This window comes from Streptococcus alactolyticus, assembly GCF_042649785.1.
GTDB classification, from domain to species: Bacteria; Bacillota; Bacilli; order Lactobacillales; family Streptococcaceae; genus Streptococcus; species Streptococcus alactolyticus.
On the sequence record NZ_JBHRZX010000021.1, the window covers coordinates 1 to 23,895 of the forward strand.

The window sequence follows — 23,895 nt, forward strand, 5'->3', positions numbered from 1 at the left end:
TTTAAGTTATCAACCGTCCCTCGTTGACAGCTTATTCAGTATACTAAATACTAAATCTATTGTCAAGGGAATTTGAGATTTTTTTCTTAATACACAAAAAACAGTAGTCGTATTTGACTACTGTTCTGATATAGCAAAGAGTTTATTGATGCATTTTGCGGTACTCTTCGGCTTCTTCTGGTGTTGAAAGGACAAAATGTCCTGGAGTGATTTCGTGCATTTGACGTTCTTGTCCGTCCAATTCCTGACTTGGATCGTACTCAGTGTGAACACGAGTGCGTTCTGACTCTGGATCTGGCTCAGGAATAGCACTTAATAGGCTCTTAGTATATGGATGGATAGGGTGGTTATAAACGTCGTCAGATGTCCCTATTTCAAGCATTTTACCCCAGTGCATAACCCCAATACGGTCAGAGATGTATTTCACCATTGAGAGGTCATGAGCAATGAAAAGGTAGGTTAAGCCTTGTTCTCTTTGAAGTTTTTGCATTAGGTTAACAACCTGTGCCTGAATTGATACGTCCAAAGCTGAAATTGGCTCGTCAGCGATGATAAATTTAGGTTGTACGGCCAATGCGCGTGCAATACCGATACGTTGACGTTGACCACCTGAAAACTCGTGTGGGTAACGTGTTAAGTGGTCTTTATTCAAACCAACCAAGGCAAGCAATTCTTGAACTCTTTGGTCACGCTCTTCTTTCGTTTTAACCAATTTATGTACATCAAGTCCTTCTGCAACAATATCACGGATTTTCATACGTCCGTTCAAGCTGGCTTGAGGATCTTGGAAGATCATTTGAACATTTTTACGGAATTCGTGTAATTCTTTTCCTTTTAGATGAGAAATGGTTTCACCGTCAAAGTCAATCTCACCTTTACTGATATCATATAATTTTAGGATAGCACGACCAACGGTGGTTTTCCCTGATCCTGATTCACCCACAAGACCAAAGACTTCACCTTCATAAATATCAAAACTGATATTGTCGATCGCTTTTACTTCGTTCCTTTTTCCTTCGTTAAATGACAATGACACATTTTTAAGCTCGACAAGCTTTTTTTTGTTTTCAGTCATTAAGCTTTTCTCCCTTCAAGCTCTTTCCATTTCGCCCAACGTTTTTGAATTGGCAATGGTGGTTCTACTTTAGGCGAGCGTTCATCTAATAGCCATGTTGCAGCGTAATGCGTATCACTCACTTTAAAGAGTGGTGGTTCTTCTTCGTAATCAATATCTAAAGCAAATTCATTACGTGGTGCAAAGGCATCCCCTTTTGGAGGATTAAGAAGATCTGGTGGTGTTCCAGGAATAGATTGAAGGCTACCTGCTTCTGTGTCTGTTGTTGGCATAGAATTCAACAATCCCCAAGTGTATGGGTGTTGTGGATTGTAGAAAACTTCATCTACTGTTCCATACTCAATGATTTTACCAGCATACATAACAGCAACACGATCAGCCATACCAGCAACAACACCTAAGTCGTGGGTAATAAAGACAATTGATGAATTACGTTCTTTTTGAATTTTCTTCATCAAGCTCAAAATTTGGGCTTGGATCGTTACGTCTAGGGCTGTTGTTGGTTCGTCGGCAATCAAAACATCTGGGTTGGCTGCTAGGGCAATAGCGATAACGGCACGTTGACGCATTCCCCCTGACCATTGGTGTGGGTAATCATTGATATGTTCTTCAGCTTTTGGAATACCTACACTTTTCATCAATTCCAAAGCACGTTTGAGAGCTTCTTGTTTTGATACTTTTTCGTGAATCATAATTGGTTCAGCGATTTGTTGACCAATTCGCATAGTTGGGTCAAGACTGGTCATTGGATCTTGGAAGATCATGGCAATTTCATTCCCACGAACTTTAGTCCATTCGTCTTCTTTAAGGTCAAGCAATTTTTTGCCCATAAAGTCAATAGCACCTGTAATGTTCGCATTAGGAGCTGACAAGCCCATCAATGTTTTAGTTGTTACAGATTTACCTGAACCTGATTCACCTACGATAGCAAGGGTTTCCCCTTTTTTAAGGTCAAAATTGACATCGCGAATCGCTTTAATTTCTCCAGCATAGGTGTGAAAATCTACTCGGAGGTTTTTAACTTGTAAAATTGTTTCTTCACTCATCTTTTTCCTCCTAACGATCACCAGATTTTGGATCAAATGCATCACGAAGACCATCACCCAATAAAATAAAGGCAAGTGAAATCAATACCAAGGCCATTGAAGGTAGTATTACTTGATATGGATAGTATTGTAAGTATTCTTGAGCATCCGTAATCAATGAACCTAGTGAAGCCGTTGGTGGTTTTACCCCTAGGTTAATCGCAGAAAGGACTGCTTCATACATGATGGCACTTGGAACGGTCATCATGATTTGAACGATAATAATCCCTGAAATATTTGGAAGGATATGTTTAAAGGCAATTTTTGGTGCACTTTCACCAAGCGAACGAGCTGCCAAAACAAACTCTTGTTCACGGTAAGATAAGGTCAAGTTACGCACTTGACGCGCCATTGAAGTCCATCCAACGATGGCAATTGAAATGATAATTGAAGTAATACCATTTCCTAGCAAAAGACCAAGCATGGTAACGATAACCAAGTTAGGAATTGATGAAACAACCTCGATAATACGTTGCATGACCATATCGACGCGTCCACCAACGTAACCTGAAATCAGACCATAGGTTACCCCGATTAAAAGGTCAATCAATGTCGCAACAATCGCAATAAGAAGGGAAATACGTACCCCAACGATGATACGTTTGGCAAGGCTACGACCTAGGTTATCTGTACCTAAGATGAATTTTGTTCCTTCAGGAACCCCCTGTTCTTTATAAACATTAGTTGGTTCTGTGTTTCCAGAATAAGTAATGGTACCATTCCAGAATGGAAGATCACCACTTAATTTCGGTGGAAGGTTACGGTAAGTCGTCACTTCCTTTGTATTAAAGGCGTTGGCTTCATCACGGGTTACAAAAGCAACTGAAGCAATTGAGAAAACGATCAAGAAAGCTAAGAACCACATTGAAATAACGGCTAATTTATTTTTCTTGAGACGACGTCATGCATCTTGCATAAAAGAAAGAGCAGGCTTCTCAATTTTTTCTTGCATATTTGCTGAACCGATGCCAACAAGTTTAAATGCTCTATTTTTTTCTGCCATCTTTTTCTCCTTATTGCAAGCGTACACGTGGATCAACTATACTTGTTGCAATATCTGTGATCAAAATAGCTACCATCAACATCATTGCATAAACAATAGTTGTTCCCATGATAACGGGATAATCTTTAGCAGGGATAGACGTTACAAATTGTTGTCCAATTCCTGGAATTGAGAAAATTTGTTCAATCAAGGCAGAACCTGTTAGAAGGTTAGCAGCCATTGGTCCTACTAACGTTAAGACAGGAATCATTGAGTTACGGTAAGCGTGTTTGCGTGTGACTTGACGTCTTGTCAAACCTTTAGCAATAGCTAATTGGATGTAATCTGAACTCAATGTTTCAATCATTTGACCCCTAAAGAATCGTGTCACTTGAGCAAAAACTGGAATAGCTAAGGCAACTGATGGGAGGACAGTTTGAGCAAACGTACCCCAACCAGCTAATGGGAATAGATTCCATTTAAATCCGAACAATACCAACAAGAATAGACCTGTAATGAAAGATGGTACTGAGATACCTAATGTGGAGATAACACTAAGCACACCATCAATCCAGTTATTTTTGTTACGGGCTGAAGCAGCACCGACTAAAATACCTGAAACCAAACCAATGATAAGAGCTTGCACACCCAATTGTACAGAAACGCCCAAGCGTTGTGAAATCAAACGTGATACTGGTTGGTTGATTGATTGGTAACTTGTTCCAAAATCACCATGAATAACATTCCAAAGGTAAGTAAGATATTGTTGCCAAACAGGTTTATCCAAGCCATATTGCTTGTTCATCATAGCAATCATTTCATCTGTTAGTTTTGGATTGTTATAAGGAGTCCCAGGCATAACTTGCATGAGGAAAAACGACAGGGTAACCACGACCCAAAGTGTTACAAGTAGAATCGCAACACGTTTAAGAATGTATTTTATCATAATATTTCCTTCTCTTTATTGCTTTTGTTGGCAGGATAAGACCTTTCCTGTCAACAAAAGCAAGAATTGGTCATATCCAATTCTTGCCCATTAGTGAATGCTGCTTAAAGATTATTCTTTATAGGCATAGGTGAAATCAACTTGCAACCCTGTTGAATTACGAACAAGTCCTTTTAATGAAGGATTTTGAAGTGATTCTGTGCTACGGAAGTAGATTGGGTTGTAGTCTGCATTTTCATAAAGAATTTTTTCTGCTTCTTTATAATCTTCAGCAGCTGCCGCTGGGTCTAGAGCATCTGTTGTCACAGCTTTTTCGTAAGCCGCATCATACTCTGGACTTGACATCTTACCGTAGTTGTAAGATGAATTGCTTGTAAATAGACTATAGAATGTTGAACCTTCTGGGTAGTCACCGCCCCAAACATTCATAACAACATCAAAGTTTTGGTTCCTAGAATCTTGCAAACGTTGTTTGAATGTGACAAATTTTTCTTCAACAGTTAATCCTGGAAGAGCATCTTCCCAAGTTTGTTTGAGGTAGTCAACAGAAGCTTTCGCAACTGGGCTATCTGCATCTGAGGTAACCGTCAAGGTCAATGAGTCTGTTCCAAGTTCAGCTAAACCTTCTTTGAAGAGTTTTGCAGCTTCTTTTTCATTGTAGCTGTATCCTGGAGCAACGTAATTTGTCAAATCTGTACCGTCAGGTAATTTTTCAAGTCCGTAAGGTACCAAAGCAGTTGCTGGTTTAGAACCTGTATCAATCGCTGCTTTAACGATTCCTTCACGGTCAGTTGCTAAGTTAAGGGCTTGACGAATTTTTGTATTTGTCAATGCTTTAACAGAACCTGATTGGTTGTAAACCAAGTAAGCTGTTGTTGCTTCAGGAACATCTACAACATCTTTATTGCTCTTGTTGGCATTGTAGATAGCTTCTGTACCAGAAATGCTTGCGGTATCCAATTGACCGTCTTTGTACATTTGAACAGCTGTATCTGGTTTTTTGATGGTTTGGATGTTAACTTTTTCATTCTTAACATCTTTGGCATCCCAGTAGTAGTTATTTTTAACTAATGTAAATGTACCGTTTGTTCCGTTCCAATCTTTTACAGTGTACGGACCAGAATAAAGGGCTTTGTCTGAACTTGTTCCGTAGTCATCGCCTGTTTTTTCCACGAAAGCTTTACTTTGTGGCATGAAGTTTGTGAATGACAACAAGCTCATGAATTGTGGTGATGGGCTTGACAAAGTAAAGATGACTTTATTACCATCTGCTTTGACACCAAGTTCATCAACACTCTTTGTTCCGTTGATAACCTCTTCGGCGTTCAAAACGTGGGCATCTGAAACTAAGTAAGCATATTCTGAAGCTGTTTTTGGATCAACGATACGTTGCCATGTGTAAACGAAATCTTCAGCTGTCAAGTCACTTCCGTCTGACCATTTAAGGTTGTCACGCAAAGTGGCTGTGTAAGTAAGACCATCATCTGAAACTTCGATATCTTTCGCTGCTAAATCTGGTTGCAAATCACCATTTTTATCGCGACGAAGCAAGTTACTTCCTGAGTTACCAATAGCAATAGATGAATAACTATCCGTTACTTTTGAAATATCTAAAGTGCTAATTTCAGTTGGTAAGTACCAATTAATTTCATCTTTCGATGAAGACGTTGTCGAGCTGCCCCCACCACAAGCTGTCAAAACAGCTGCAGAAACAAGGGTTACAGCTCCTAAGCTAATGCGTTTCCATGCTTTACTATTTAGTGACATGTGACGCTCCTCCTAGTTGTTCTCTAAAAATTATATTATTTGACAAATAAGATTATAACATAAATTTATCTTAAAGAGAATACTTTTGTCAGAATTTTTTGTCAGATTATCTCCCATGCAAACTGTGATATAATGGTAGATACCTAATTATTTTAATAGACAAAGGATGGAATTGATGAAGAAGTTCATTGCTTGTTTGGCCATTTTGATGGCTTTCTTTACCATTAAAGTTTCTGCCGATGATTTTGACATTCCTGCCAAGCACGCGATTGCTGTGGAAGCAACGACAGGAAAGGTCTTATACGAAAAAGATGCAACTACGCCCGCAGGTATTGCATCAATTACAAAAATTTTAACGGTTTACATGGTTTACAAAGAGATTAATGAGGGCAATTTGTCTTGGGATACGCGTGTTCCCATTTCAGATTATGCGTATCAGTTAACGGCGAATTCGGACGCCAGCAATGTGCCCATGGAAGCTCGAGAATACACTGTTGAACAATTGGTTAATGCTGCCATGGTTGCCAGCGCCAATAGTGCCGCTATTGCACTTGCGGAGCAAATTGGTGGAAGCGAAAGCCATTTTGTGGATATGATGAAGGAACAACTAAAGGAATGGGGCATTACAGATGCAACGTTAGTCAACGCTTCTGGTCTAAACAACAGTTACTTGGGCGACAATATTTACCCTGGTTCTAGCAGTTCAGATGAAAATATGATGAGCGCTAGAGATGTGGCTATCATTGCTCAACACCTTATCAACGAATACCCTGATATTTTGAAAATTACCAATCAAGCGACAGCTGATTTTGATGGGACAACCATCCATACCTACAATTATATGTTAAAAGGGATGCCTTATGAACGCGATGGCGTGGATGGCTTGAAAACAGGAACAACCGAATTAGCTGGTGCGTCTTTTGTGGCTACTTCTGTTGAAAATGGCATGCGTGTGATTTCCGTCATTTTAAATGCAGACGACTGGGAAAACAATACCTATGCTCGTTTTGAGGCAACAAATGATTTGTTGGATTATGTTAAAGCCAATTTCGAGATGAAAACATTGATTAAATCAGGTGATAGTTACCAAAAGAGCAGGGCTCTTGTCAAAGACGGTAAGGAAAAATCAGTCACAGCAGTCGCTGAAAAAGATTTGAAAGTGGCTTGCCGTATCAATACTGAACCAAGTGCAACTTTTAAAACGGAGGAAAATGGCTACGAAGCTCCAATTCTCCAAGGTCAAAAAGTTGGAACCTTTAGCTACGATGACAAGCAGATTGTCGGAACAGGCTATTTAGAGTCAGAGCCTAGTGTGACAGCCGTCGCAAAAACCAACGTGGAAAGAAGTTTCTTCCTCAGAGTTTGGTGGAACCATTTTGTGACTTTCGTCAACGAAAAACTCTAATAATAAGACCTTTTCAAGTAAAAAAATAGGGCTTACCTTATAACAAGGTAAGCCCTATTTGTGTGGCGTTCTCTATTATCCAACAGAACCTTCCATTTCATAACTGATTAAACGGTTCAATTCAACGGCATATTCCATTGGTAATTCTTTGGTGAATGGTTCAACAAATCCCATAACAATCATCTCTGTCGCTTCTTGTTCAGAAAGGCCACGACTCATGAGGTAGTACAATTGTTCTTCTGAAATCTTAGAGACTTTAGCTTCATGTTCCAAAGCGACTTGTGAATTGTGGATTTCGTTAAACGGAATAGTATCTGAACGTGACAAATCATCCATGATAATGGTGTCACATTCGATGTGGCTGACCGATTTCTTAGACTCTTTGTTGAAGGTTACTTGTCCACGATAATCCACTTTTCCACCACCTTTTGCGATTGATTTTGACACGATAGATGATGACGTGTGTGGGGCATTGTGAATCATTTTTGCACCTGTATCTTGGTGTTGCCCCTGATTAGCAAAGGCGATCGATAACATAGTACCGCGCGCTCCCTCACCGTCAAGGTAAACAGATGGATACTTCATGGTTGTTTTGGCACCAAGGTTTCCGTCAATCCATTCAACCGTAGCATTCTTTTTCGCGGTAGCACGTTTCGTTACCAAGTTATAAACGTTATCTGACCAGTTTTGGATGGTTGAATAGCGCATATAGCTGCCCTCGAGAGCAAAAATCTCAACAATAGCAGCGTGCAAGCTGGCAGATGAATAGTTAGGAGCCGTACAGCCTTCCACGTAATGAACACTTGCTCCTTCATCTACGATAATCAGCGTGCGTTCAAATTGCCCCATCGCTTCATTATTGATACGGAAATAGGTTTGAAGCGGGATATCCACTTTAACCCCTTTTGGTACGTAGATAAAAGTTCCTCCAGACCAAAAGGCTGAGTTTAAAGCAGCCAATTTATTATCTGTTGGCGGAACTAATTTTGAAAAGTATTTTTTAAAGAGGTCAGGGTATTCTTTCAAAGCAGAATCCGTATCTGTGAAAATAATACCTAGCTTGTCATACTCTTCTTTCATGTTGTGGTAAACAACTTCTGATTCGTATTGGGCTGAAGCACCAGCCAAATACGCACGTTCTGCTTCAGGGATACCAATTCGTTCAAAGGTTTCTTTGATTTTATCTGGAACGTCGTCCCATGAACGGGCAGGTTTGTCAGACGCTTTTTGATAATAGGTAATGTCGTCAAAATTGATATCTGACAAATCAGGGCCCCACGTTTGCATAGGCATTTCATTAAATATTTTTAGGGATTTCAAACGGAAATCGAGCATCCATTCAGGTTCGCCTTTTTCCGCTGACATTTCACGAACAACCTCTTCGCTGATTCCTTTTCCCGTAGAAAAGACAGGCGTGACATCATCGTGAAAACCAAATTGATATTCCCCAAGATCAATTGGTTTTGGTGTTACTTTTTCATTGTTTTCAGACATTTAATCACCTTCTCTATCGTCATTATCATCCATTGCAATCGCTTTTTTGAGCGCATTCCATGCAAGTGTTGAACATTTGATTCGTTGAGGGAATTTAGACACGCCTGCCAAAAAGGCTGCGTCACCTAATTTTTTTTGTTCTGCAGAGCTTTGTCCTTGGACCATTTCTGAAAAAATCTCAGCTAAAACCAAGGCTTCTTCCTTGGTTTTGCCAATCACTGCATCAGTCATCATGCTTGATGAGGCTGTTGAAATGGTGCAACCGTCGCCATCAAAAGCAATATCAGCAATACGGTCACCATCGAATTTAACAGAAAGTGAGATGACATCTCCACAGGTTGGATTATTCAAATGAACAGGTGTGGTATCATCGAGTTTGCCATGGTGGTGGGGATTTTTAGAATGGTCCGCCACAACCGCCATGTAGAGACTATCTAATTTAGAAAGTGCCATTGAAAAACTCCTTTGTCTTGACCAAGGCTTCCACCAAACGGTCACAATCTTCCTTGGTATTATATATGTAAAAACTTGCACGAACAGTTGATGGAATATCTAAATGAGTAAGCAGTGGTTGGGCACAGTGGTGACCAGCACGAACAGCAACCCCTTCACAATCCAAGGCCGTTGCCACATCATGCGGATGCAAACCTTCTACATTGAAGGCAATCACTCCCATGTGCTGGCTAGGGTCTTGTGGCCCATAAACCGTCACACCATCAATGGCTTGCAATTTTGGAAGGACATAGTTAACCAATTCTTGCTCATGAGCATGAACGGCGTCCATTCCGATATTGGTCAAGTAATCAACCGCAGCACCTAGGGCAATAGCTCCTGAAATATTAGGGGTTCCTGCTTCAAATTTCCATGGCAATTCTTTCCACGTTGCTTCTTGTTCATAGACAAAATCAATCATTTCACCGCCAAATTCGACAGGGGACATGCGATTTAGGAGTTCTTCTTTGCCATAAAGCACGCCAATACCTGTTGGACCTAGCATTTTATGGCCAGAAAAAGCAAAGAAATCGCAATCTAAATCCTGAACGTCAATAGCCATGTGAGGGGTTGATTGGGCACCGTCAACTACCATATAGGCCTCAACTTGATGAGCCAGCTCTGCCATTTCTTTAACGGATTGCACAGAGCCTAACACATTAGACACATGGGCAATGCTGACAAATTTTGTCTTGGCATTGAGTTTTGCTCGGAAATCTGCCATATCAAGCTGGCCGTCTTTGAGGTAAACATACACGAGTTTTGCCCCTGTTTTACGGCACGCTTCTTGCCAAGGAATGAGGTTTGAGTGGTGTTCCATAATGGAAATCAAAACTTCATCATCTGCTTGTAACACTTCTTCTGCAAAACGAGCCACCCAGTTTAACCCTGTTGTGGTACCTCGCGTAAAGAGAACTTCCTTGGTCGATTTGGCATGGATAAATTGGCGGACTCTTTCACGACTGATTTCGTAAAGAGAGGTGGCACGCTCAGCAAGTGTATGCACTCCTCGGTGAACATTAGCATTCGTCGTGTGGTAATAATCGTTAAGAACATCAAGAACAGCCTGTGGTTTCTGTGTGGTCGCAGCATTGTCAAGATAAACTAAAGGTTCATCATTGACCACTTGGTCGAGAATAGGAAAGTCTTGATAAATTTTGTGAGCATCAAATGCAGTCATTTTAACGATTCTCCAATTTTTTATCTAAGACGTCAATCATTTCGTCATGTACTTCTTTGACTGGAATTTCTGTGATAACAGCGCCCAAGAAACCACGAATAACCAAGCGTTCTGCTGTATCCTTATCCAAACCACGGCTCATCAAATAATACATATCTTCTGGGTCCACTTGCCCGATAGAGGCAGCGTGACCAGCCGTGACATCATTTTCATCAATCAAAAGAATCGGGTTGGCATCTGAACGTGCCTTATCTGAAAGCATCAAGACACGGCTTTCTTGCTGAGCATCCGCCCCTTTAGCCCCATGAACAATATGTCCAATACCATTAAAGGTAAGGGTCGCACGTTCTAAAATAACCCCATGTTGCAAAATGTGACCAATAGAATTGCAACCGTAGTTTGTCACTCGAGTATCCACACCTTGCACTTGGCGTCCTGATGAGGCAGCGACGACTTTCAGATTAGCATGGCTACCATCTCCATACAAATCAGAGTCAAAGTCAGCAATCACATTACCTTCGTTCATGACACCTAGCGCCCAATCCACACTAGCATCTTTGCCATGACGGGCACGACGGCTAATATAAGTCGTTACGTTATCACCAAGACGGTCAATAGCCGAATATTTCACCTGACTACCATCGAGGGCAATCAATTCAACACCAATATTAGCGGTAGCTTTGGCATCTCCTTCACCAATTGTTTCAAAACGCTCTAAGTAATTCACGCGACTATTGCGTCCAGCGATGATGAGCACATGTTTGTTAAATGGCACCGCACTTGCTTTGTCTTGGTAAAACAAAGCTTCAATAGGCTCGTCAATTTCAACATTATCGGGAACGTAAAGCACTGCCGCACTGTTAAAATAAGCCATGTGGTAGGCTGCTAATTTGTCTTCCTTGGCTCCACGCGCCTTACAAAAGTATTTTTCAATAATATCAGGAATTTCTTCTAAGGCAGCGTAGAAATCCGTGAAAATCACACCTTGGTCAATCAAATGTGTAGGTAATTGTTCAAAAACAGTTTGTGTCCCTACTTGAACAAGTTTTGGATTGTCCCCAAGTGCTGTAAAATCAGGCACATTTGCCATAGCTTGGTCTTCTGAAAGGGTCCCGTCACCTAGATTCCAACGATGAAATTTGACACGATTAATTTCAGGTAAATCTAGGTGTTTGATGCTATTAAAAGCAGCCAAACGGCTATCTTGTAGCCATATGGGTTCTGCCTTGCTTAGTGAGAAATTAAGAATAGCTTCTTTTGTCATAAGTTGATGTTTACTCCTTTTTATCCTAATTTACGCGAGTAGAACCTACTGAAATTAGTAGGTTTTGACATCATTCATTACACTTCTTCCTCGTAGGTCAAACCAAGTTCTTCGGCGATTTTAGCGTAACCTTCTTTTTCAAGACGAGCAGCAAGTTCCGCACCGCCTGATAGTACAACGCGTCCATCCATCATGATATGCACAACATCTGGTGTAATGTAGTTCAAAAGTCGTTGGTAGTGAGTGATAATCATGGCACCAAAGTCATCACCACGCATGGCATTAACCCCTTTTGAAACAATTTTAAGAGCATCAATATCAAGGCCTGAGTCGATTTCGTCAAGAAGGGCAAATTTCGGTTCAAGCATCAACAATTGGAGGATTTCATTGCGTTTTTTCTCACCACCTGAGAAGCCTTCGTTGAGGTAACGCTCTGCCATTTCTTCTTTCATACCAAGAAAAGCCATTTTTTCATCTAATTTTGTGATAAAGTCCATCACTGAAATCTTGTCTTCATCTTCTTTTCCAGCATTCATAGCTGCACGGATAAATTCGGCATTGGTAATACCAGGAATTTCAGATGGGTATTGCATGGCAAGGAAAAGCCCGAGGCGAGCGCGCTCATCCACTTCCAATTCAAGGATGTTTTCGCCATCTAGCAAGATTTCACCTTGAGTCACTTCGTAGTTGGGATTTCCCATAATAGCGGCAGACAAGGTTGATTTCCCTGTTCCGTTTGGTCCCATGATCGCAGCAATCTCACCTGTTTTGAGGGTCAAATTGACACCTTTTAAAATTTCCTTATCTTCAATAGAAACATGAAGATCTTTTATTTCGAGTACAGACATGTGTACGTTCCTCCCATTCATCAATATCGAATATCGCGATAATTTTCAGAAAATTACCGCATTTCTATAAGGCTATTACCCATTATAACAAAAAAAGCCATTTAAGGCTTTTTTTATCGCTTATTATTTTCGACGTTGCTTCCATTGCAACATAACAGCTTGGCGGTAGTCGCTATTTCCGATAAATTTAAGTGTATTAAAGAGTGGCGTACGACCAACACCCCAAATTTCCAGTCCTTCGATAAAGACTTCGAGGGCAAAGGCCAGACCGATAATCAATAACACGCCACCGACACGACTTGATACATTAAGCAACAAAGCAATCAAAGAGAACAAAATAGCAATGCCATAGACCACCAAAACCGCACCACGATGGGTAAAGCCCATTGCTAGAAAGCGGTGATGCAAATGCATTTTGTCAGCTTCTGTGGCAGGACGACCAGATAATTTGCGTCGAATAATGGCAACTGTTGTGTCTAAGATTGGCACCCCAAGGATAATCACTGGTGTGATAACCGATACTGCCGTCGAATTTTTCAGACCTTGCAGTGATAGCACTCCAATCATAAATCCGATAAAGAGAGCACCAGTATCCCCCAAATAAATAATAGCTGGATGATAGTTGTAAGGGAAAAAGCCTGCAATACAAGCAATTAACAGCAAAATGGTCAAGGTCAAGTAAAAATCCGTTTGCGGTAAAAAGAAGTAGGACACCAAAGCCATGGTTCCAAGGCTGATAATCGATACCCCACTAACCAAACCATCCAACCCATCAATCAGATTCATGGCATTGGTAATGGAAATAATCCAAAAGACCGTCAAAAAGAAGGTCACAACCGAATTAAACTCTAACAGCGGCCCGCCAAATGGAATTTTAAAACTATCAAAACGAAAGTCCGTAAACGCCCAGACAATGACCGCACCAATAATGATACCCAGCATTTTGGTCCGAGGTTTTAATTCAAAAATATCGTCAATATAACCTGTCGCCGTGATGATTAAAGCAGCGATAACCACAGGTAAAATGTAATCAAAATAAGACACTGCCCCTGGTATGCCTTTTAACACCTTTGGCATTAAAATCAAGGCAGACACCAAAAAAGACAGAAAAATGGCTAGACCACCGCTACTTGGCATAGGAACCTTGTTGATGCGTCTGGCATTGGGATTGTCAACAGCTCCCACACGAAAGGCGATAGAGCGAACAATCGGCGTCAAAAATAAAGACAGCAAAAAGGCACCAATCAGGACAAGAACGTAATCAATTGTAAATGGTATCATATTACATCAACTCAATCATTTTTAATTTTGTTAGGGCGGCAGTTGAGAGCATCTCAATACCATGTTCTTGTAAATATGCACGTGTTTTTGTCCCTGGGTTAGCGTATTCCAATAAACGCGCATACATCAAATTGGCATAATAAGACGGTTGATTTTGCAAATCAAGCAAAATCGTCATGTGGTAACTGTCTTGGTCCTTGTAGAGTTCAGACTCTTCAACTGGAAAATCAATGACTTTGGCAAAGGCAACGACAGACTTCAAGTCTGGAAAATCAAGTACATAGTGCACATAATCTGACGGATTGATATCCTCATCAGATGCTTCTGCTTCTTCTTGACTTGCCATAGCAGCGTCTGCTTCATTTTCAAGCATCGCTTCGACTTTTTCAAGTTTTTCATGGGCATCTGTATCCCCTTTTGACAACATGGTTTGTTCAAGTGTCTTGAAAAATTCTTCTGGGGACATATTTGACACGTCATCAAAAGCCGCTAAATCTTCAAAATTCAAATCTTTATTGAGTTCTGATTTGGTCACAAAGACATCGATACGGTCTTTTCTTGGAGTCACGCGGAAGCTAAGCATACCGCTATCTTTAAAGGTATCTGGCAAATCCAATTCATCCATGACAGAATAGAAGAACTCTTCTGTCTTTTCTTGTGGAATCAAAAAGTCTTTCAATTCCATACCACGTTCTTCCAAATCTTCCATACTAATCGTTATTTTAAGTGTTGTTTCACTAATCTGTTTCATTTCCATACTAAATTACCTCGCACGAGTAGTCATTATATTATACAGGAAAAGTCGCGCTTTTTCAATTTTAAAAAGTTAATTACCTTTTTAAAAATAGCTCTAGGCAGTAAAAAACAAGCAACTCGAATCGAGCTACTTACCTTATCTTATAGCATGAATTTCACTAAGCTGTAAACAATCAAGATGGTTCCCAAAACGATACGGTATTTACCAAAGACGGTAAAGTCGTGTTTCTTAACGTAATCTGTCAAGAAGCGAATTGAGTAAAGGCTGACTATAAAGGCTGTCACACTAGCTACAAACAAAATTAAGATTTGACTAGAGCTGAGCACATTGCCGTCTAAGAAGAATTTCACAGCCTTCAAACCACTGTAACCAAACATGGTTGGAATCGCAAGGAAGAAGGTAAAGTCTGCGGCAACAGAACGGCTAGTTCCTAAAATGATAGCCCCCAAAATGGTTGCCCCTGAACGGCTGGTCCCTGGAACGATACTCAAGACTTGGAAACACCCAATCAAAAAGGCTGTTTTATAAGACATGCGTGCTAATTCAGTAACCTTTGGAGTGACATTGGCATTTCTCTTTTCAATCCAGATAAAGACAATCCCGTAGAAAATCAATGCAATGGCAATAGGAATCATATAATTGAAATGTGCCTCAAACCAATCATCCAGAGGCACTGCAATCACAATAGAAGGAATACAAGCCACAGCAACTTTTAACCACAATTGCCAAGTGAGTCGAACCTCACGTGCCGTTTTACTAGGTTGAAACGGATTCAAACGCTCAAAATAAATCACAATAACGGCTAAAATAGCGCCCAATTGAATCACAATATTGAACATATCCATAAAATCTTGGCTTTGGTCAAGATTGATGAATTGTTGCACCAAAATCAAGTGCCCTGTACTTGAAACAGGTAGCCACTCCGTAATCCCCTCCACAATACCAAAGAAGATTGCTTTTAACACCTCAACGAATAACATAGGTCCTCCTAAATTTAATATCTGTTTTATTATATCAAAATGAACGTTTTTTTAGAATACCCCTAAACAAAGAATGCCAATCCATCTACTAACAAGGAATAAAACGCATCCTAATAATATTTTATTGTATAAATATGCTATTTTTACATTAGTCTGTATTGAAATCAACACCCTTTTCCTGTAAAATGGTATGTTGATATAAGAATAGACAGGAGTCTTAAATGAAAAAGTTACTTTTAAGTTGTTTTCTAGCCACTTTGTTTTTATTTAGTGGAATAACTCATATACACGCAGATGAGTATCTTCGTGTCGGAATGGAGGCAGCTTATGCTCCTTTTAACTGGACACAAGACGATGACTCAAATGGTGCAGTTCCTATCGAAGGAACAAACCAATATGCTAATGGATATGACGTTCAAATCGCTAAAAAAATTGCAGAGGGATTGGATAAAAAACTTATCGTTGTCAAAACAACTTGGACAGGTTTAATTCCAGCTTTGACCTCTGGAAAAATCGACATGATTGCTGCTGGAATGAGTCCAACTGAGGAACGTAAAAAAGAAATTGCCTTCTCTGATAGTTATTACACTAGCCGTCCTGTCATTGTCGTATCTAAAAGCGGTGATTATGCCAATGCGACATCGCTAGATGATTTTTCTGGTGCCAAATTAACATCCCAACAAGGGGTTTACCTTTACAATCTGATTGACCAAATCAATGGTGCAGTTAAAGAAACGGCTATGGGCGACTTCAACCAAATGCGTCAAGCCTTGCAATCTGGTATCATTGACGGATACATTTCAGAACGACCAGACGCTATCTCAGCTGAAAATGCTAATAGTGATTTTAAAATGATTGCTTTTGCTGACGGCAAAGGATTTACCACATCTGCTTCTGATACTGCTATTGCTGTTGGTTTGCGTAAAAACGATACTGAGATGTTAGCCAAAGTTAATAGCATTTTAGCAGGGATTTCTGAAGATGAACGTGTTCACTTGATGGACAAAATGATTGACGAACAACCTGCTGAACAAGCTAGTGACAGTGCTGATAGCAACTTCTTTTCTGAAGTCTGGACGATCTTCAAAAATAACTGGGATCAATTCTTGCGCGGTGCTGGTGTGACGCTCTTCATTTCAATCATTGGTACTGTGGTCGGTCTTGTAATTGGTTTACTTATCGGGGTTTACCGTACAGCACCTAAAGCTGGCAATAAAGTACTTGCTACCTTGCAAACGCTCTTTGGCTGGGTACTTAATGTTTACATCGAAGTTTTCCGTGGTACGCCGATGATTGTACAAGCTATGGTTATTTATTACGGAACTGCTCAAGCCTTCGGTATCTCAATTGACCGTATTTTAGCAGCCGTTGTCATCGTTTCTATCAACACTGGGGCCTACATGAGTGAAATTGTTCGTGGTGGTATCTTCGCCGTTGACAAAGGGCAATTTGAAGCGGCAACAGCACTTGGATTTACCCACGGACAAACCATGCGTAAGATTGTCTTGCCACAAGTTGTGCGCAATATCTTACCAGCCACAGGTAACGAGTTTGTCATTAACATCAAAGACACTTCTGTCTTGAATGTTATCTCTGTTGTCGAGCTCTACTTCTCAGGAAATACCGTTGCCACTCAGACTTACCAATATTTCCAAACCTTTACCATTATCGCAATCATTTACTTTGTTCTCACCTTCACGGTCACACGTATTTTACGTTTCATTGAACGTCGTTTTGATGCCGATACTTACACAACAGGTGCTAACCAAAACCAAACTATGGAGGTGCGATAATGTCATCTGCGATTATTGAAATCAAACATTTGAAAAAATCTTACGGTCAAAATGAAGTGCTAAAAGACATTTCCCTTTCAGTAAATAAAGGTGAGGTGATTTCGATTATCGGGTCATCAGGGTCAGGAAAATCAACCTTCCTTCGCTCTATTAACCTTTTGGAAGAACCAACTGCAGGTGAAATCCTTTTTCATGGTCAAGATGTTCTTGCCAAAGACTACAACTTGACCGAGTACCGTGAAAAATTGGGAATGGTGTTCCAATCCTTTAACTTGTTTGAAAACCTCAACGTTTTGGAAAATGCCGTCGTTGCACAAACGACCGTGCTGAAACGTTCTCGTGAGGAAGCTGAAAAAATCGCTAAAGAAAACCTCACCAAAGTAGGCATGACTGAACAATATTGGAAAGCCAAACCCAAACAATTGTCAGGGGGGCAAAAGCAACGTGTGGCAATTGCTCGTGCTTTGTCTGTCAATCCAGAAGCCATGCTCTTTGACGAACCAACGTCAGCTCTAGACCCTGAAATGGTTGGAGAGGTTTTAAAAACCATGCAAGACCTTGCTAAATCTGGATTAACCATGATTATCGTGACACACGAAATGGAATTTGCCAGAGATGTGTCAGACCGCGTGATTTTCATGGACAAGGGTGTTATTGCCGAAGAAGGCACACCAGAGCAAATCTTCGAACACCCACAGCAAGAACGTACCAAAGAATTCTTGCAACGTTTCTTAAAATAATATACTAAAACTAGAAATCCCATCACTTAATAAAGTGATGGGATTTTGTTTATTTTGCTTTTAAAGCAGATAGGATTTGGGCGCGAATGTCTTCAACACCTTCGGGGTGATTTGGAAGGAAAATCGTTTGATTGCCCTTGATGGCAAAGGTGTTTAAAGTGTCTAAATACTGATTAGTCAGCAAAATAGACATAATCTGTTCTTCATTCATACCAACGCTGGTGGCTTTTAGTTCAGCAATAGATTCTGCCAAGCCATCCACGATAGCCTTACGTTGTTGGGCAATACCAACCCCGTGCAAGCGGTCTTTTTCAGCCTCAGCCTCGGCAGCCGTCACGATTTTAATTTTATCTGCTTCTGCCAATTCTTGAGCGGCAACACGTTTACGTTGGGCTGCGTTAATCTCGTTCATTGATTGTTTAACTTCGGCATCGGGCTCAACTTTGGTAATCAAGGTTTTGACAATGACATAACCATAAGTGGACATTTCTTCTGCCACTTGGTGTTGCACTTCAAGTGCGATTTCATCTTTTTTCTCGAACAATTCATCCAAGGTTAATTTAGGTACTGATGAGCGAAGCGCGTCTTCAATGTAAGACTTAATTTGTGCCTCGGGACGCATGAGTTTGTAGTAAGCATCGATGACATTTTGCTCGCTCACACGGTACTGCGTTGCCACATTCAAGGTCACGAAAACATTATCCTTCGTCTTGGTTTCCACAACGATTTCAGATTGTAACAGGCGCAACTGGATACGCGCAGCAATTTTATCAATCCCGAAAGGCAAACGAATGTGAATGCCACTGCTTGCGGTGGTGTAGTATTTTCCAAACCGCTCGATGATGACAACTGTCTGCTGACGCACCACATAAAGCATACTAGCTACAATTCCCAAGGCAAGTAGCACTAAAACACCTAGAATAATAAAAATCATACTTTTCTCCTTTCAAGCCAACTCTGGCTTGCCCATGAATGCTTTAAAAGGCGTTCTTTTTTGTATTTACTTATTAATACAATTATATGTGATTGTCACAAAAAAAGTCAAGTAGAAAAAAGTTGCCTCAAGGAAGCAACTTTTGGGTCAAACTAATAAATTATAGAGGCTTTCGTTGCCGTGCAGATTGATATAAGACGGGTCAAAAACAGATAGGCGGTCAATCAGAGCATTATAATCTTTTTTATCGCTCAGTGCAATACCAATCAAAACAGGTCCTCTACCTTTATTGGCACGCTTGATGTACTCAAAACGTGTGATGTCATCATTAGGTCCCAAGATGTTATTCACAAATTCACGCAAAGCTCCTGGACGCTGTGGAAAATTCACCACAAAATAATGTTTAATGCCGTCATAAATCAAGGCACGTTCTTCCATTTCTTGCATACGATTGATATCGTTATTTCCGCCTGAAATGATGCAGACAATCGTCTTGCCTTTGATATCTTCTTTCATGACTTCAAGAGCCGCAATGGAAGCTGCCCCTGCAGGTTCTGCGATAATTCCTTGCTTAGAATACATATCAATCAAGGTTTCTGAAATCAAACCTTCATCCACACCGACCAACTTATCCACATATTTACGCGCAACAGCAAAGGTCTTTTCCCCAACTTTTTGCACAGCAATGCCGTCCGCAAATTTATCAATTTCTTCTAATTTGACAGGACGTCCTTTATCAAATGCAGCCCGCATACTACGAGCCCCTGCTGCCTCAACACCGACAACTTCAATTTCAGGTGACACATCTTTCATGTAGGTTGCTACCCCCGAAATCAAGCCACCGCCACCAACTGGCACATAAATTTGGTCAAAAACAACACCTTCTTCTTGGGCTTGCTCGTAAATTTCATAAGCCACTGTTCCTTGACCTGCTTGCACATTGTCATCGTCAAAAGGGTCGATAAAGGTCATGCCTTCTGCCTTGGTGAATTCTTGTGCCGCTTGAGCCGAGGCGTCAAAGGTATCCCCAACCAATTTGATGGTCACATAAGAACCACCAAAAAATTTAACTTGCCCAATTTTTTGTTGAGGCGTTGTCACTGGCATAAAAATAGTGGCTGGAATTTTCATCTCGTGACAAGTAAACGCAACCCCTTGGGCATGGTTTCCCGCAGAAGCACAAACAACGCCACGCTGCTTTTCCTCTTCAGACAACCCATGGATAGCATAATAAGCCCCACGAATTTTAAAGGAACGCACTTTTTGCATATTCTCACGTTTGAGATAAACCGTTGCACCGTATTTTTCCGACAGGTAACGGTCAAAATCCAGTGGTGTCCGATCCACAACATCTTTTAAGACCGTATGTGCACGGACAACATCCTTTGCTACAATCATAATCCTACCTTCTTATTCTTCCAAATGTCTCACGTTCCCTCAGGAATCCAGTACATAGATAAAAAACCGATGACAACCATCGGTCTTTTAAAAAGCGAGCCGTTTCAAAAATTAGTTATAAATTTTGAACGCGTCATCATCATTTTGCCCAACAAATGGCATGGCTTTACGAAGTTCGCTACCCACTTTTTCTATTTCAAGTTCCGCAGCTTCTTTACGGTAAGCTTCCAATTTTGGACGACCTGATTTGTAGTCATTGACAAATTCTTCAGCAAATTTACCTGATTGGATATCAGCAAGAACAGCTTTCATGTTTTCTTTCACTTCGTTAGTGATAACACGTGGGCCTGATACGTAATCACCAAATTCAGCAGTGTTTGAGATTGATTGACGCATTTTCTTGAAACCACCTTCGTAGATAAGATCGACGATAAGTTTCATTTCATGAAGAACTTCAAAGTAAGCCAATTCAGGAGCATAGCCTGCTTCTGTAAGCACTTCAAAACCTGCTTCAATCAAGGCTGTTAAGCCACCGCAAAGAACAGCTTGTTCACCAAAAAGGTCTTCTTCTGTTTCTTCTTTAAAGGTTGTTTCAAGCAAGCCAACACGCGCAGCTCCAACACCTTTCGCCCAATCCATGGCAATTTCTTTGGCGTGACCAGTAGCATCTTGGTAAACGGCATAAAGAGCAGGCACACCAAAACCTTCAACGTAAGTACGACGAACAAGGTGACCAGGTCCTTTAGGGGCACACATAAAGACGTCAACTGTTTCAGGAGCTTTAATGTATTCAAAGCGAATGTTGAAACCATGAGCAAAACCAAGGGCATTTCCAGCTTCAAGGTTTGGTGCAATTTCTGTAGCATAAAGGTCTGCTTGGATTTCATCTGGTGCCAAAATCATGATAACATCAGCTAATTTAGTTGCTTCTGCTACTTCATAAGTATCAAACCCGTCTTCTTTGGCTTTGTCAAATGATTTGCCAGGACGAACACCAATAATCACATCACGACCTGAATCACGCAAATTTTGCGCATGCGCATGACCTTGTGAACCGTAACCAATAATGGCAATTTTTTTCCCATCAAGTGCTGCTACTTTTACGTCTTTTTCATATTCCATTGTTACTGCCATGTTTTATCTCTCTTTCTTCATTTTTATATCTAAATGCCTAGGCATTTGTTGATAACTTGGTTAATTGTTTAGGATAAATCCCGTGAGAATCCTGTTGCACCAGTACGAGCAAGATTTTGAATGCCATAAGGCTTAATCACGCGAATCAAAGCTTCGATTTTATCTGCATCGCCTGTGACTTGGATGGTGATTGATTTTTGAGCCACATCGACCACACTCGCTCGAAACGGCTGAATGACTGCAAGAATTTCAGCACGTTTGCTCGTTGGAGCGGTCAATTTCACCAAAATAACCTCACGCTCCAAATGCGGAATATCCGTGATATCACGAACACGCAGGACATCAATCAAACGATTGAGTTGCTTGATGATTTGCTCCACTTCTTCCAAATTCGCCACGTCAATAATAATCGTAATGCGAGATACATCTGGTTCCATTGTCGGACCAACGGAAATGGATTCGATATTGACCTGACGGCGTGAAAGAACACCAGTGAAACGGTTTAGAACACCAGTTGAATTTTGGAGTTTTGCTGTCAACATTCTACGCATTGAAAGTCACCCCCAACATCTCACTATTTGATTTACCAGACGGAACCATCGGATAAACGTGCTCACGATTTGAAATAGCGACCTCAATCAACATCGGCCTATTCTCCGTAATAATCGTCAAATCATTCTCCAAGGTATTTGGATTGGTAAATTTGTAATGACTAACGCCGTAAGCTTCAGCCAATAATTGGAAATTTGGCTCGTCATCAAAAGTCGATTCACTACGATGTTCGTCATAGAAAGACTCCTGCCACTGACGCACCATTCCCAACGAATGATTGTTCATCAAAACCACTTTTATTGGAACACCGTAACCATTTAATAAGGCTAATTCTTGGTTGGTCATTTGGAAACCACCGTCGCCAACAAAAAGGATAACCTCTTTATCTGGATTGGCTAATTTCGCTCCAATAGCTGCTGGAATGCCAAATCCCATCGTTCCCAAGCCGCCTGAGGTGATGAGTTGTCGTGCATTTTTGTATGGATAAAATTGCGCTGCCCACATCTGATGCTGCCCAACATCGGTAACCACAATCGCATCACCCTTGGTAATCTTACCAATCGTTGCGATAGCGTGCTGAGGTTTGATAATATTTTCGTCAAATTTATAACTAAATGGTGCTTTGGCTTTGTTGGCAAGAACTGAATCAGTCCAATCTTCGTGGCGAGTTTTGACAGGTTCTGCCTCAAGAAGAATCTGCAAAGCAGCTTTGGCATCGCCTACAATCGGAATCTTTGTCTTGACCACTTTCCCAATTTCAGCGGGGTCAATATCCACATGGGCTACAACCGCATCTGCTGCAAAAGTGTCAGGATTTCCCGTCAAACGGTCAGCAAAGCGACAACCAAAATTAATCATAAAATCACATTCCATCAAGGCCATATTGGAAGCATAAGAACCGTGCATTCCTCCCATCCCCAAAGACAGAGGGTGTTCAATTGGCATCACACCAAGGCTTAGCAAGGTTGACACTACGGGAATATTGTAGCGTTCTGCAAAGGCCTGCAATTCTTCTGCTGCATTGGCATAATTAACGCCACCACCCGCAACAATCAAAGGTTTTTTAGCTTTCTTCAGTTGCGTTAAAATTTTCTTCACCTGAAGGGCATTGGGTTCAATCGTTGGCTGATAACTTGGAAGGGTCACCTCAGGGTCATAGTAAAAGCTTGTTTTCATTTCTGAAACATCTTTTGGCAAATCTATCACAACAGGACCTGGACGACCAGTTGTTGCAATGTGAACCGCTTCTGTGATAATACGAGGAATATCCGCCACATCACGAATTTGGTAATTGTATTTGGTAATGGGCATCGTAATACCAATAATGTCCGCTTCCTGAAAGGCATCTTTTCCAATACCAGAACGAGCAACCTGACCTGTAAAGACCAGCATTGGCACGCTATCACTCATACCGTCAGCAATACCAGTAATGGCATTTGTCGCACCTGGTCCGCTGGTCACGATAGCCACCCCAATTTTCCCCGTTGATTTGGCGTAACCTTCCGCTTCGTGGAGGGCTCCTTGTTCATGACGGGCTAAAATATGGCGAACACCATCAAATTGGTAAATGGCATCGTAGAGAGGCAAGACAGCTCCGCCAGGGTAACCAAAGACGGTATCAATCCCCAGACTAGCTAAGGTTTCCAATAATAATTCTGATCCATTTTTGGATTCGGTTAACTTAATCTGTTTCACAAGGACCTCCTTTTCAAGTATATTTTGAATTATCTAAAAATTAAAACTTCTTGTATCTATCATACCACTAAAAAAAATAAAAGCAAGCTAAAG

Annotated in this window: 20 protein-coding genes and 1 pseudogene; 3 read left to right on the forward strand and 18 right to left on the reverse strand. The window is 40.9% G+C overall.

The window, feature by feature from the left end; translation table 11 throughout:
• Window positions 1–142: 142 nt before the first annotated feature.
• The 5 genes and pseudogenes from ACFORE_RS05335 to ACFORE_RS05355 all read right to left on the reverse strand — a co-directional run bounded on the left by ACFORE_RS05335 (window position 143) and on the right by ACFORE_RS05355 (window position 5,855).
• Window positions 143–1,075, reverse strand: coding sequence for an ABC transporter ATP-binding protein (locus ACFORE_RS05335; protein ID WP_168261388.1), 933 nt, complete (start codon window positions 1,073–1,075; stop codon window positions 143–145).
• Window positions 1,075–2,121 (reverse strand): ABC transporter ATP-binding protein, encoded by a 1,047-nt coding sequence (locus tag ACFORE_RS05340; RefSeq protein WP_235280784.1) that lies wholly within the window; start codon window positions 2,119–2,121, stop codon window positions 1,075–1,077. Before ACFORE_RS05340 ends, ACFORE_RS05335 begins: the two co-directional genes overlap by 1 nt.
• A gap of 10 nt (window positions 2,122–2,131) precedes the next feature.
• Window positions 2,132–3,163, reverse strand: a pseudogene (locus ACFORE_RS05345) (ABC transporter permease).
• A gap of 10 nt (window positions 3,164–3,173) precedes the next feature.
• Window positions 3,174–4,088: an ABC transporter permease gene (locus ACFORE_RS05350; RefSeq protein WP_154455414.1), complete on the reverse strand. Its 915-nt coding sequence runs from the start codon at window positions 4,086–4,088 to the stop codon at window positions 3,174–3,176.
• Window positions 4,089–4,199: 111 nt separating this feature from the next.
• The gene (locus ACFORE_RS05355; protein ID WP_154455415.1) at window positions 4,200–5,855 is read right to left on the reverse strand and encodes a peptide ABC transporter substrate-binding protein; all 1,656 of its coding nucleotides are present in this window, start codon (window positions 5,853–5,855) and stop codon (window positions 4,200–4,202) included.
• Window positions 5,856–6,030: 175 nt separating this feature from the next.
• Here ACFORE_RS05355 and pbp3 point away from each other — a divergent pair, with 175 nt between their 5' ends.
• On the forward strand, window positions 6,031–7,260 hold the full coding sequence (gene pbp3 / locus ACFORE_RS05360; RefSeq protein WP_154455416.1) for a D-alanyl-D-alanine carboxypeptidase PBP3: 1,230 nt from the start codon (window positions 6,031–6,033) through the stop codon (window positions 7,258–7,260).
• 75 nt (window positions 7,261–7,335) lie between these two features.
• Here the strand turns inward: pbp3 and sufB are convergent, their stop codons facing one another.
• The 8 genes from sufB to ACFORE_RS05400 form a co-directional block, all read right to left on the reverse strand.
• Window positions 7,336–8,754, reverse strand: a complete 1,419-nt coding sequence (gene sufB, locus ACFORE_RS05365; protein WP_154455417.1) for a Fe-S cluster assembly protein SufB — start codon at window positions 8,752–8,754, stop codon at window positions 7,336–7,338.
• Window positions 8,755–9,207: a Fe-S cluster assembly sulfur transfer protein SufU gene (gene sufU, locus ACFORE_RS05370; protein WP_154455418.1), complete on the reverse strand. Its 453-nt coding sequence runs from the start codon at window positions 9,205–9,207 to the stop codon at window positions 8,755–8,757. It lies immediately after the preceding gene.
• Window positions 9,194–10,426, reverse strand: a complete 1,233-nt coding sequence (locus ACFORE_RS05375) for a cysteine desulfurase (protein WP_293956727.1) — start codon at window positions 10,424–10,426, stop codon at window positions 9,194–9,196. Before ACFORE_RS05375 ends, sufU begins: the two co-directional genes overlap by 14 nt.
• A 1-nt stretch (window position 10,427) precedes the next feature.
• A complete protein-coding gene (sufD, locus tag ACFORE_RS05380; RefSeq protein WP_168261395.1) occupies window positions 10,428–11,690 on the reverse strand; it encodes a Fe-S cluster assembly protein SufD in 1,263 nt (420 codons plus the stop codon).
• 77 nt (window positions 11,691–11,767) lie between these two features.
• Complete coding sequence (gene sufC, locus ACFORE_RS05385) at window positions 11,768–12,538, reverse strand: Fe-S cluster assembly ATPase SufC (RefSeq protein ID WP_154455421.1); 771 nt, start codon at window positions 12,536–12,538, stop codon at window positions 11,768–11,770.
• Window positions 12,539–12,661: 123 nt separating this feature from the next.
• Window positions 12,662–13,819 (reverse strand): glycosyltransferase family 4 protein, encoded by a 1,158-nt coding sequence (locus ACFORE_RS05390; protein WP_294426494.1) that lies wholly within the window; start codon window positions 13,817–13,819, stop codon window positions 12,662–12,664.
• A gap of 1 nt (window position 13,820) precedes the next feature.
• On the reverse strand, window positions 13,821–14,576 hold the full coding sequence (mecA, locus tag ACFORE_RS05395; protein ID WP_154455423.1) for an adaptor protein MecA: 756 nt from the start codon (window positions 14,574–14,576) through the stop codon (window positions 13,821–13,823).
• Between the two features lie 140 nt (window positions 14,577–14,716).
• Window positions 14,717–15,556 (reverse strand): undecaprenyl-diphosphate phosphatase, encoded by an 840-nt coding sequence (locus tag ACFORE_RS05400; protein WP_154455424.1) that lies wholly within the window; start codon window positions 15,554–15,556, stop codon window positions 14,717–14,719.
• A 221-nt stretch (window positions 15,557–15,777) separates the two neighbouring features.
• Here ACFORE_RS05400 and ACFORE_RS05405 point away from each other — a divergent pair, with 221 nt between their 5' ends.
• Window positions 15,778–17,349, forward strand: coding sequence for an ABC transporter permease subunit (locus ACFORE_RS05405; RefSeq protein ID WP_380435037.1), 1,572 nt, complete (start codon window positions 15,778–15,780; stop codon window positions 17,347–17,349).
• Window positions 17,349–18,089 carry an amino acid ABC transporter ATP-binding protein gene (locus tag ACFORE_RS05410; protein ID WP_154454829.1) on the forward strand — a complete coding sequence of 247 codons (741 nt, stop codon included), beginning with the start codon at window positions 17,349–17,351 and terminating at the stop codon, window positions 18,087–18,089. The genes ACFORE_RS05405 and ACFORE_RS05410 overlap by 1 nt, the downstream gene beginning before the upstream one ends.
• A gap of 49 nt (window positions 18,090–18,138) precedes the next feature.
• Here the strand turns inward: ACFORE_RS05410 and ACFORE_RS05415 are convergent, their stop codons facing one another.
• The 5 genes from ACFORE_RS05415 to ACFORE_RS05435 all read right to left on the reverse strand — a co-directional run bounded on the left by ACFORE_RS05415 (window position 18,139) and on the right by ACFORE_RS05435 (window position 23,802).
• A complete protein-coding gene (locus ACFORE_RS05415) occupies window positions 18,139–19,023 on the reverse strand; it encodes an SPFH domain-containing protein (protein ID WP_154454828.1) in 885 nt (294 codons plus the stop codon).
• Between the two features lie 147 nt (window positions 19,024–19,170).
• Complete coding sequence (gene ilvA / locus ACFORE_RS05420; RefSeq protein WP_154454827.1) at window positions 19,171–20,421, reverse strand: threonine ammonia-lyase IlvA; 1,251 nt, start codon at window positions 20,419–20,421, stop codon at window positions 19,171–19,173.
• Window positions 20,422–20,532: 111 nt separating this feature from the next.
• A complete protein-coding gene (gene ilvC, locus ACFORE_RS05425) occupies window positions 20,533–21,555 on the reverse strand; it encodes a ketol-acid reductoisomerase (protein WP_154454826.1) in 1,023 nt (340 codons plus the stop codon).
• 68 nt (window positions 21,556–21,623) lie between these two features.
• Window positions 21,624–22,106 (reverse strand): acetolactate synthase small subunit, encoded by a 483-nt coding sequence (gene ilvN, locus ACFORE_RS05430; RefSeq protein ID WP_154454825.1) that lies wholly within the window; start codon window positions 22,104–22,106, stop codon window positions 21,624–21,626.
• Window positions 22,099–23,802 carry an acetolactate synthase large subunit gene (locus ACFORE_RS05435; RefSeq protein WP_264879651.1) on the reverse strand — a complete coding sequence of 568 codons (1,704 nt, stop codon included), beginning with the start codon at window positions 23,800–23,802 and terminating at the stop codon, window positions 22,099–22,101. The genes ilvN and ACFORE_RS05435 overlap by 8 nt, the downstream gene beginning before the upstream one ends.
• Between the last annotated feature and the right edge of the window lie 93 nt (window positions 23,803–23,895).

What these genes read in the sequence shown, in the direction of transcription:
- ACFORE_RS05405 (WP_380435037.1), top strand. Translation starts at nt 15,778, where the DNA reads ATGAAAAAGTTACTTTTAAGTTGTTTTCTAGCCACTTTGTTTTTATTT.
- mecA (WP_154455423.1), bottom strand. Translation starts at nt 14,576, where the DNA reads ATGGAAATGAAACAGATTAGTGAAACAACACTTAAAATAACGATTAGT.
- ilvA (WP_154454827.1), bottom strand. Translation starts at nt 20,421, where the DNA reads ATGATTGTAGCAAAGGATGTTGTCCGTGCACATACGGTCTTAAAAGAT.
- ilvC (WP_154454826.1), bottom strand. Translation starts at nt 21,555, where the DNA reads ATGGCAGTAACAATGGAATATGAAAAAGACGTAAAAGTAGCAGCACTT.
- ACFORE_RS05375 (WP_293956727.1), bottom strand. Translation starts at nt 10,426, where the DNA reads ATGACTGCATTTGATGCTCACAAAATTTATCAAGACTTTCCTATTCTC.
- ACFORE_RS05340 (WP_235280784.1), bottom strand. Translation starts at nt 2,121, where the DNA reads ATGAGTGAAGAAACAATTTTACAAGTTAAAAACCTCCGAGTAGATTTT.
- sufD (WP_168261395.1), bottom strand. Translation starts at nt 11,690, where the DNA reads ATGACAAAAGAAGCTATTCTTAATTTCTCACTAAGCAAGGCAGAACCC.
- ACFORE_RS05390 (WP_294426494.1), bottom strand. Translation starts at nt 13,819, where the DNA reads ATGATACCATTTACAATTGATTACGTTCTTGTCCTGATTGGTGCCTTT.
- sufC (WP_154455421.1), bottom strand. Translation starts at nt 12,538, where the DNA reads ATGTCTGTACTCGAAATAAAAGATCTTCATGTTTCTATTGAAGATAAG.
- ACFORE_RS05355 (WP_154455415.1), bottom strand. Translation starts at nt 5,855, where the DNA reads ATGTCACTAAATAGTAAAGCATGGAAACGCATTAGCTTAGGAGCTGTA.
- sufU (WP_154455418.1), bottom strand. Translation starts at nt 9,207, where the DNA reads ATGGCACTTTCTAAATTAGATAGTCTCTACATGGCGGTTGTGGCGGAC.
- ACFORE_RS05400 (WP_154455424.1), bottom strand. Translation starts at nt 15,556, where the DNA reads ATGTTATTCGTTGAGGTGTTAAAAGCAATCTTCTTTGGTATTGTGGAG.
- sufB (WP_154455417.1), bottom strand. Translation starts at nt 8,754, where the DNA reads ATGTCTGAAAACAATGAAAAAGTAACACCAAAACCAATTGATCTTGGG.
- ACFORE_RS05350 (WP_154455414.1), bottom strand. Translation starts at nt 4,088, where the DNA reads ATGATAAAATACATTCTTAAACGTGTTGCGATTCTACTTGTAACACTT.
- ACFORE_RS05415 (WP_154454828.1), bottom strand. Translation starts at nt 19,023, where the DNA reads ATGATTTTTATTATTCTAGGTGTTTTAGTGCTACTTGCCTTGGGAATT.
- ACFORE_RS05335 (WP_168261388.1), bottom strand. Translation starts at nt 1,075, where the DNA reads ATGACTGAAAACAAAAAAAAGCTTGTCGAGCTTAAAAATGTGTCATTG.
- ilvN (WP_154454825.1), bottom strand. Translation starts at nt 22,106, where the DNA reads ATGCGTAGAATGTTGACAGCAAAACTCCAAAATTCAACTGGTGTTCTA.
- ACFORE_RS05410 (WP_154454829.1), top strand. Translation starts at nt 17,349, where the DNA reads ATGTCATCTGCGATTATTGAAATCAAACATTTGAAAAAATCTTACGGT.
- pbp3 (WP_154455416.1), top strand. Translation starts at nt 6,031, where the DNA reads ATGAAGAAGTTCATTGCTTGTTTGGCCATTTTGATGGCTTTCTTTACC.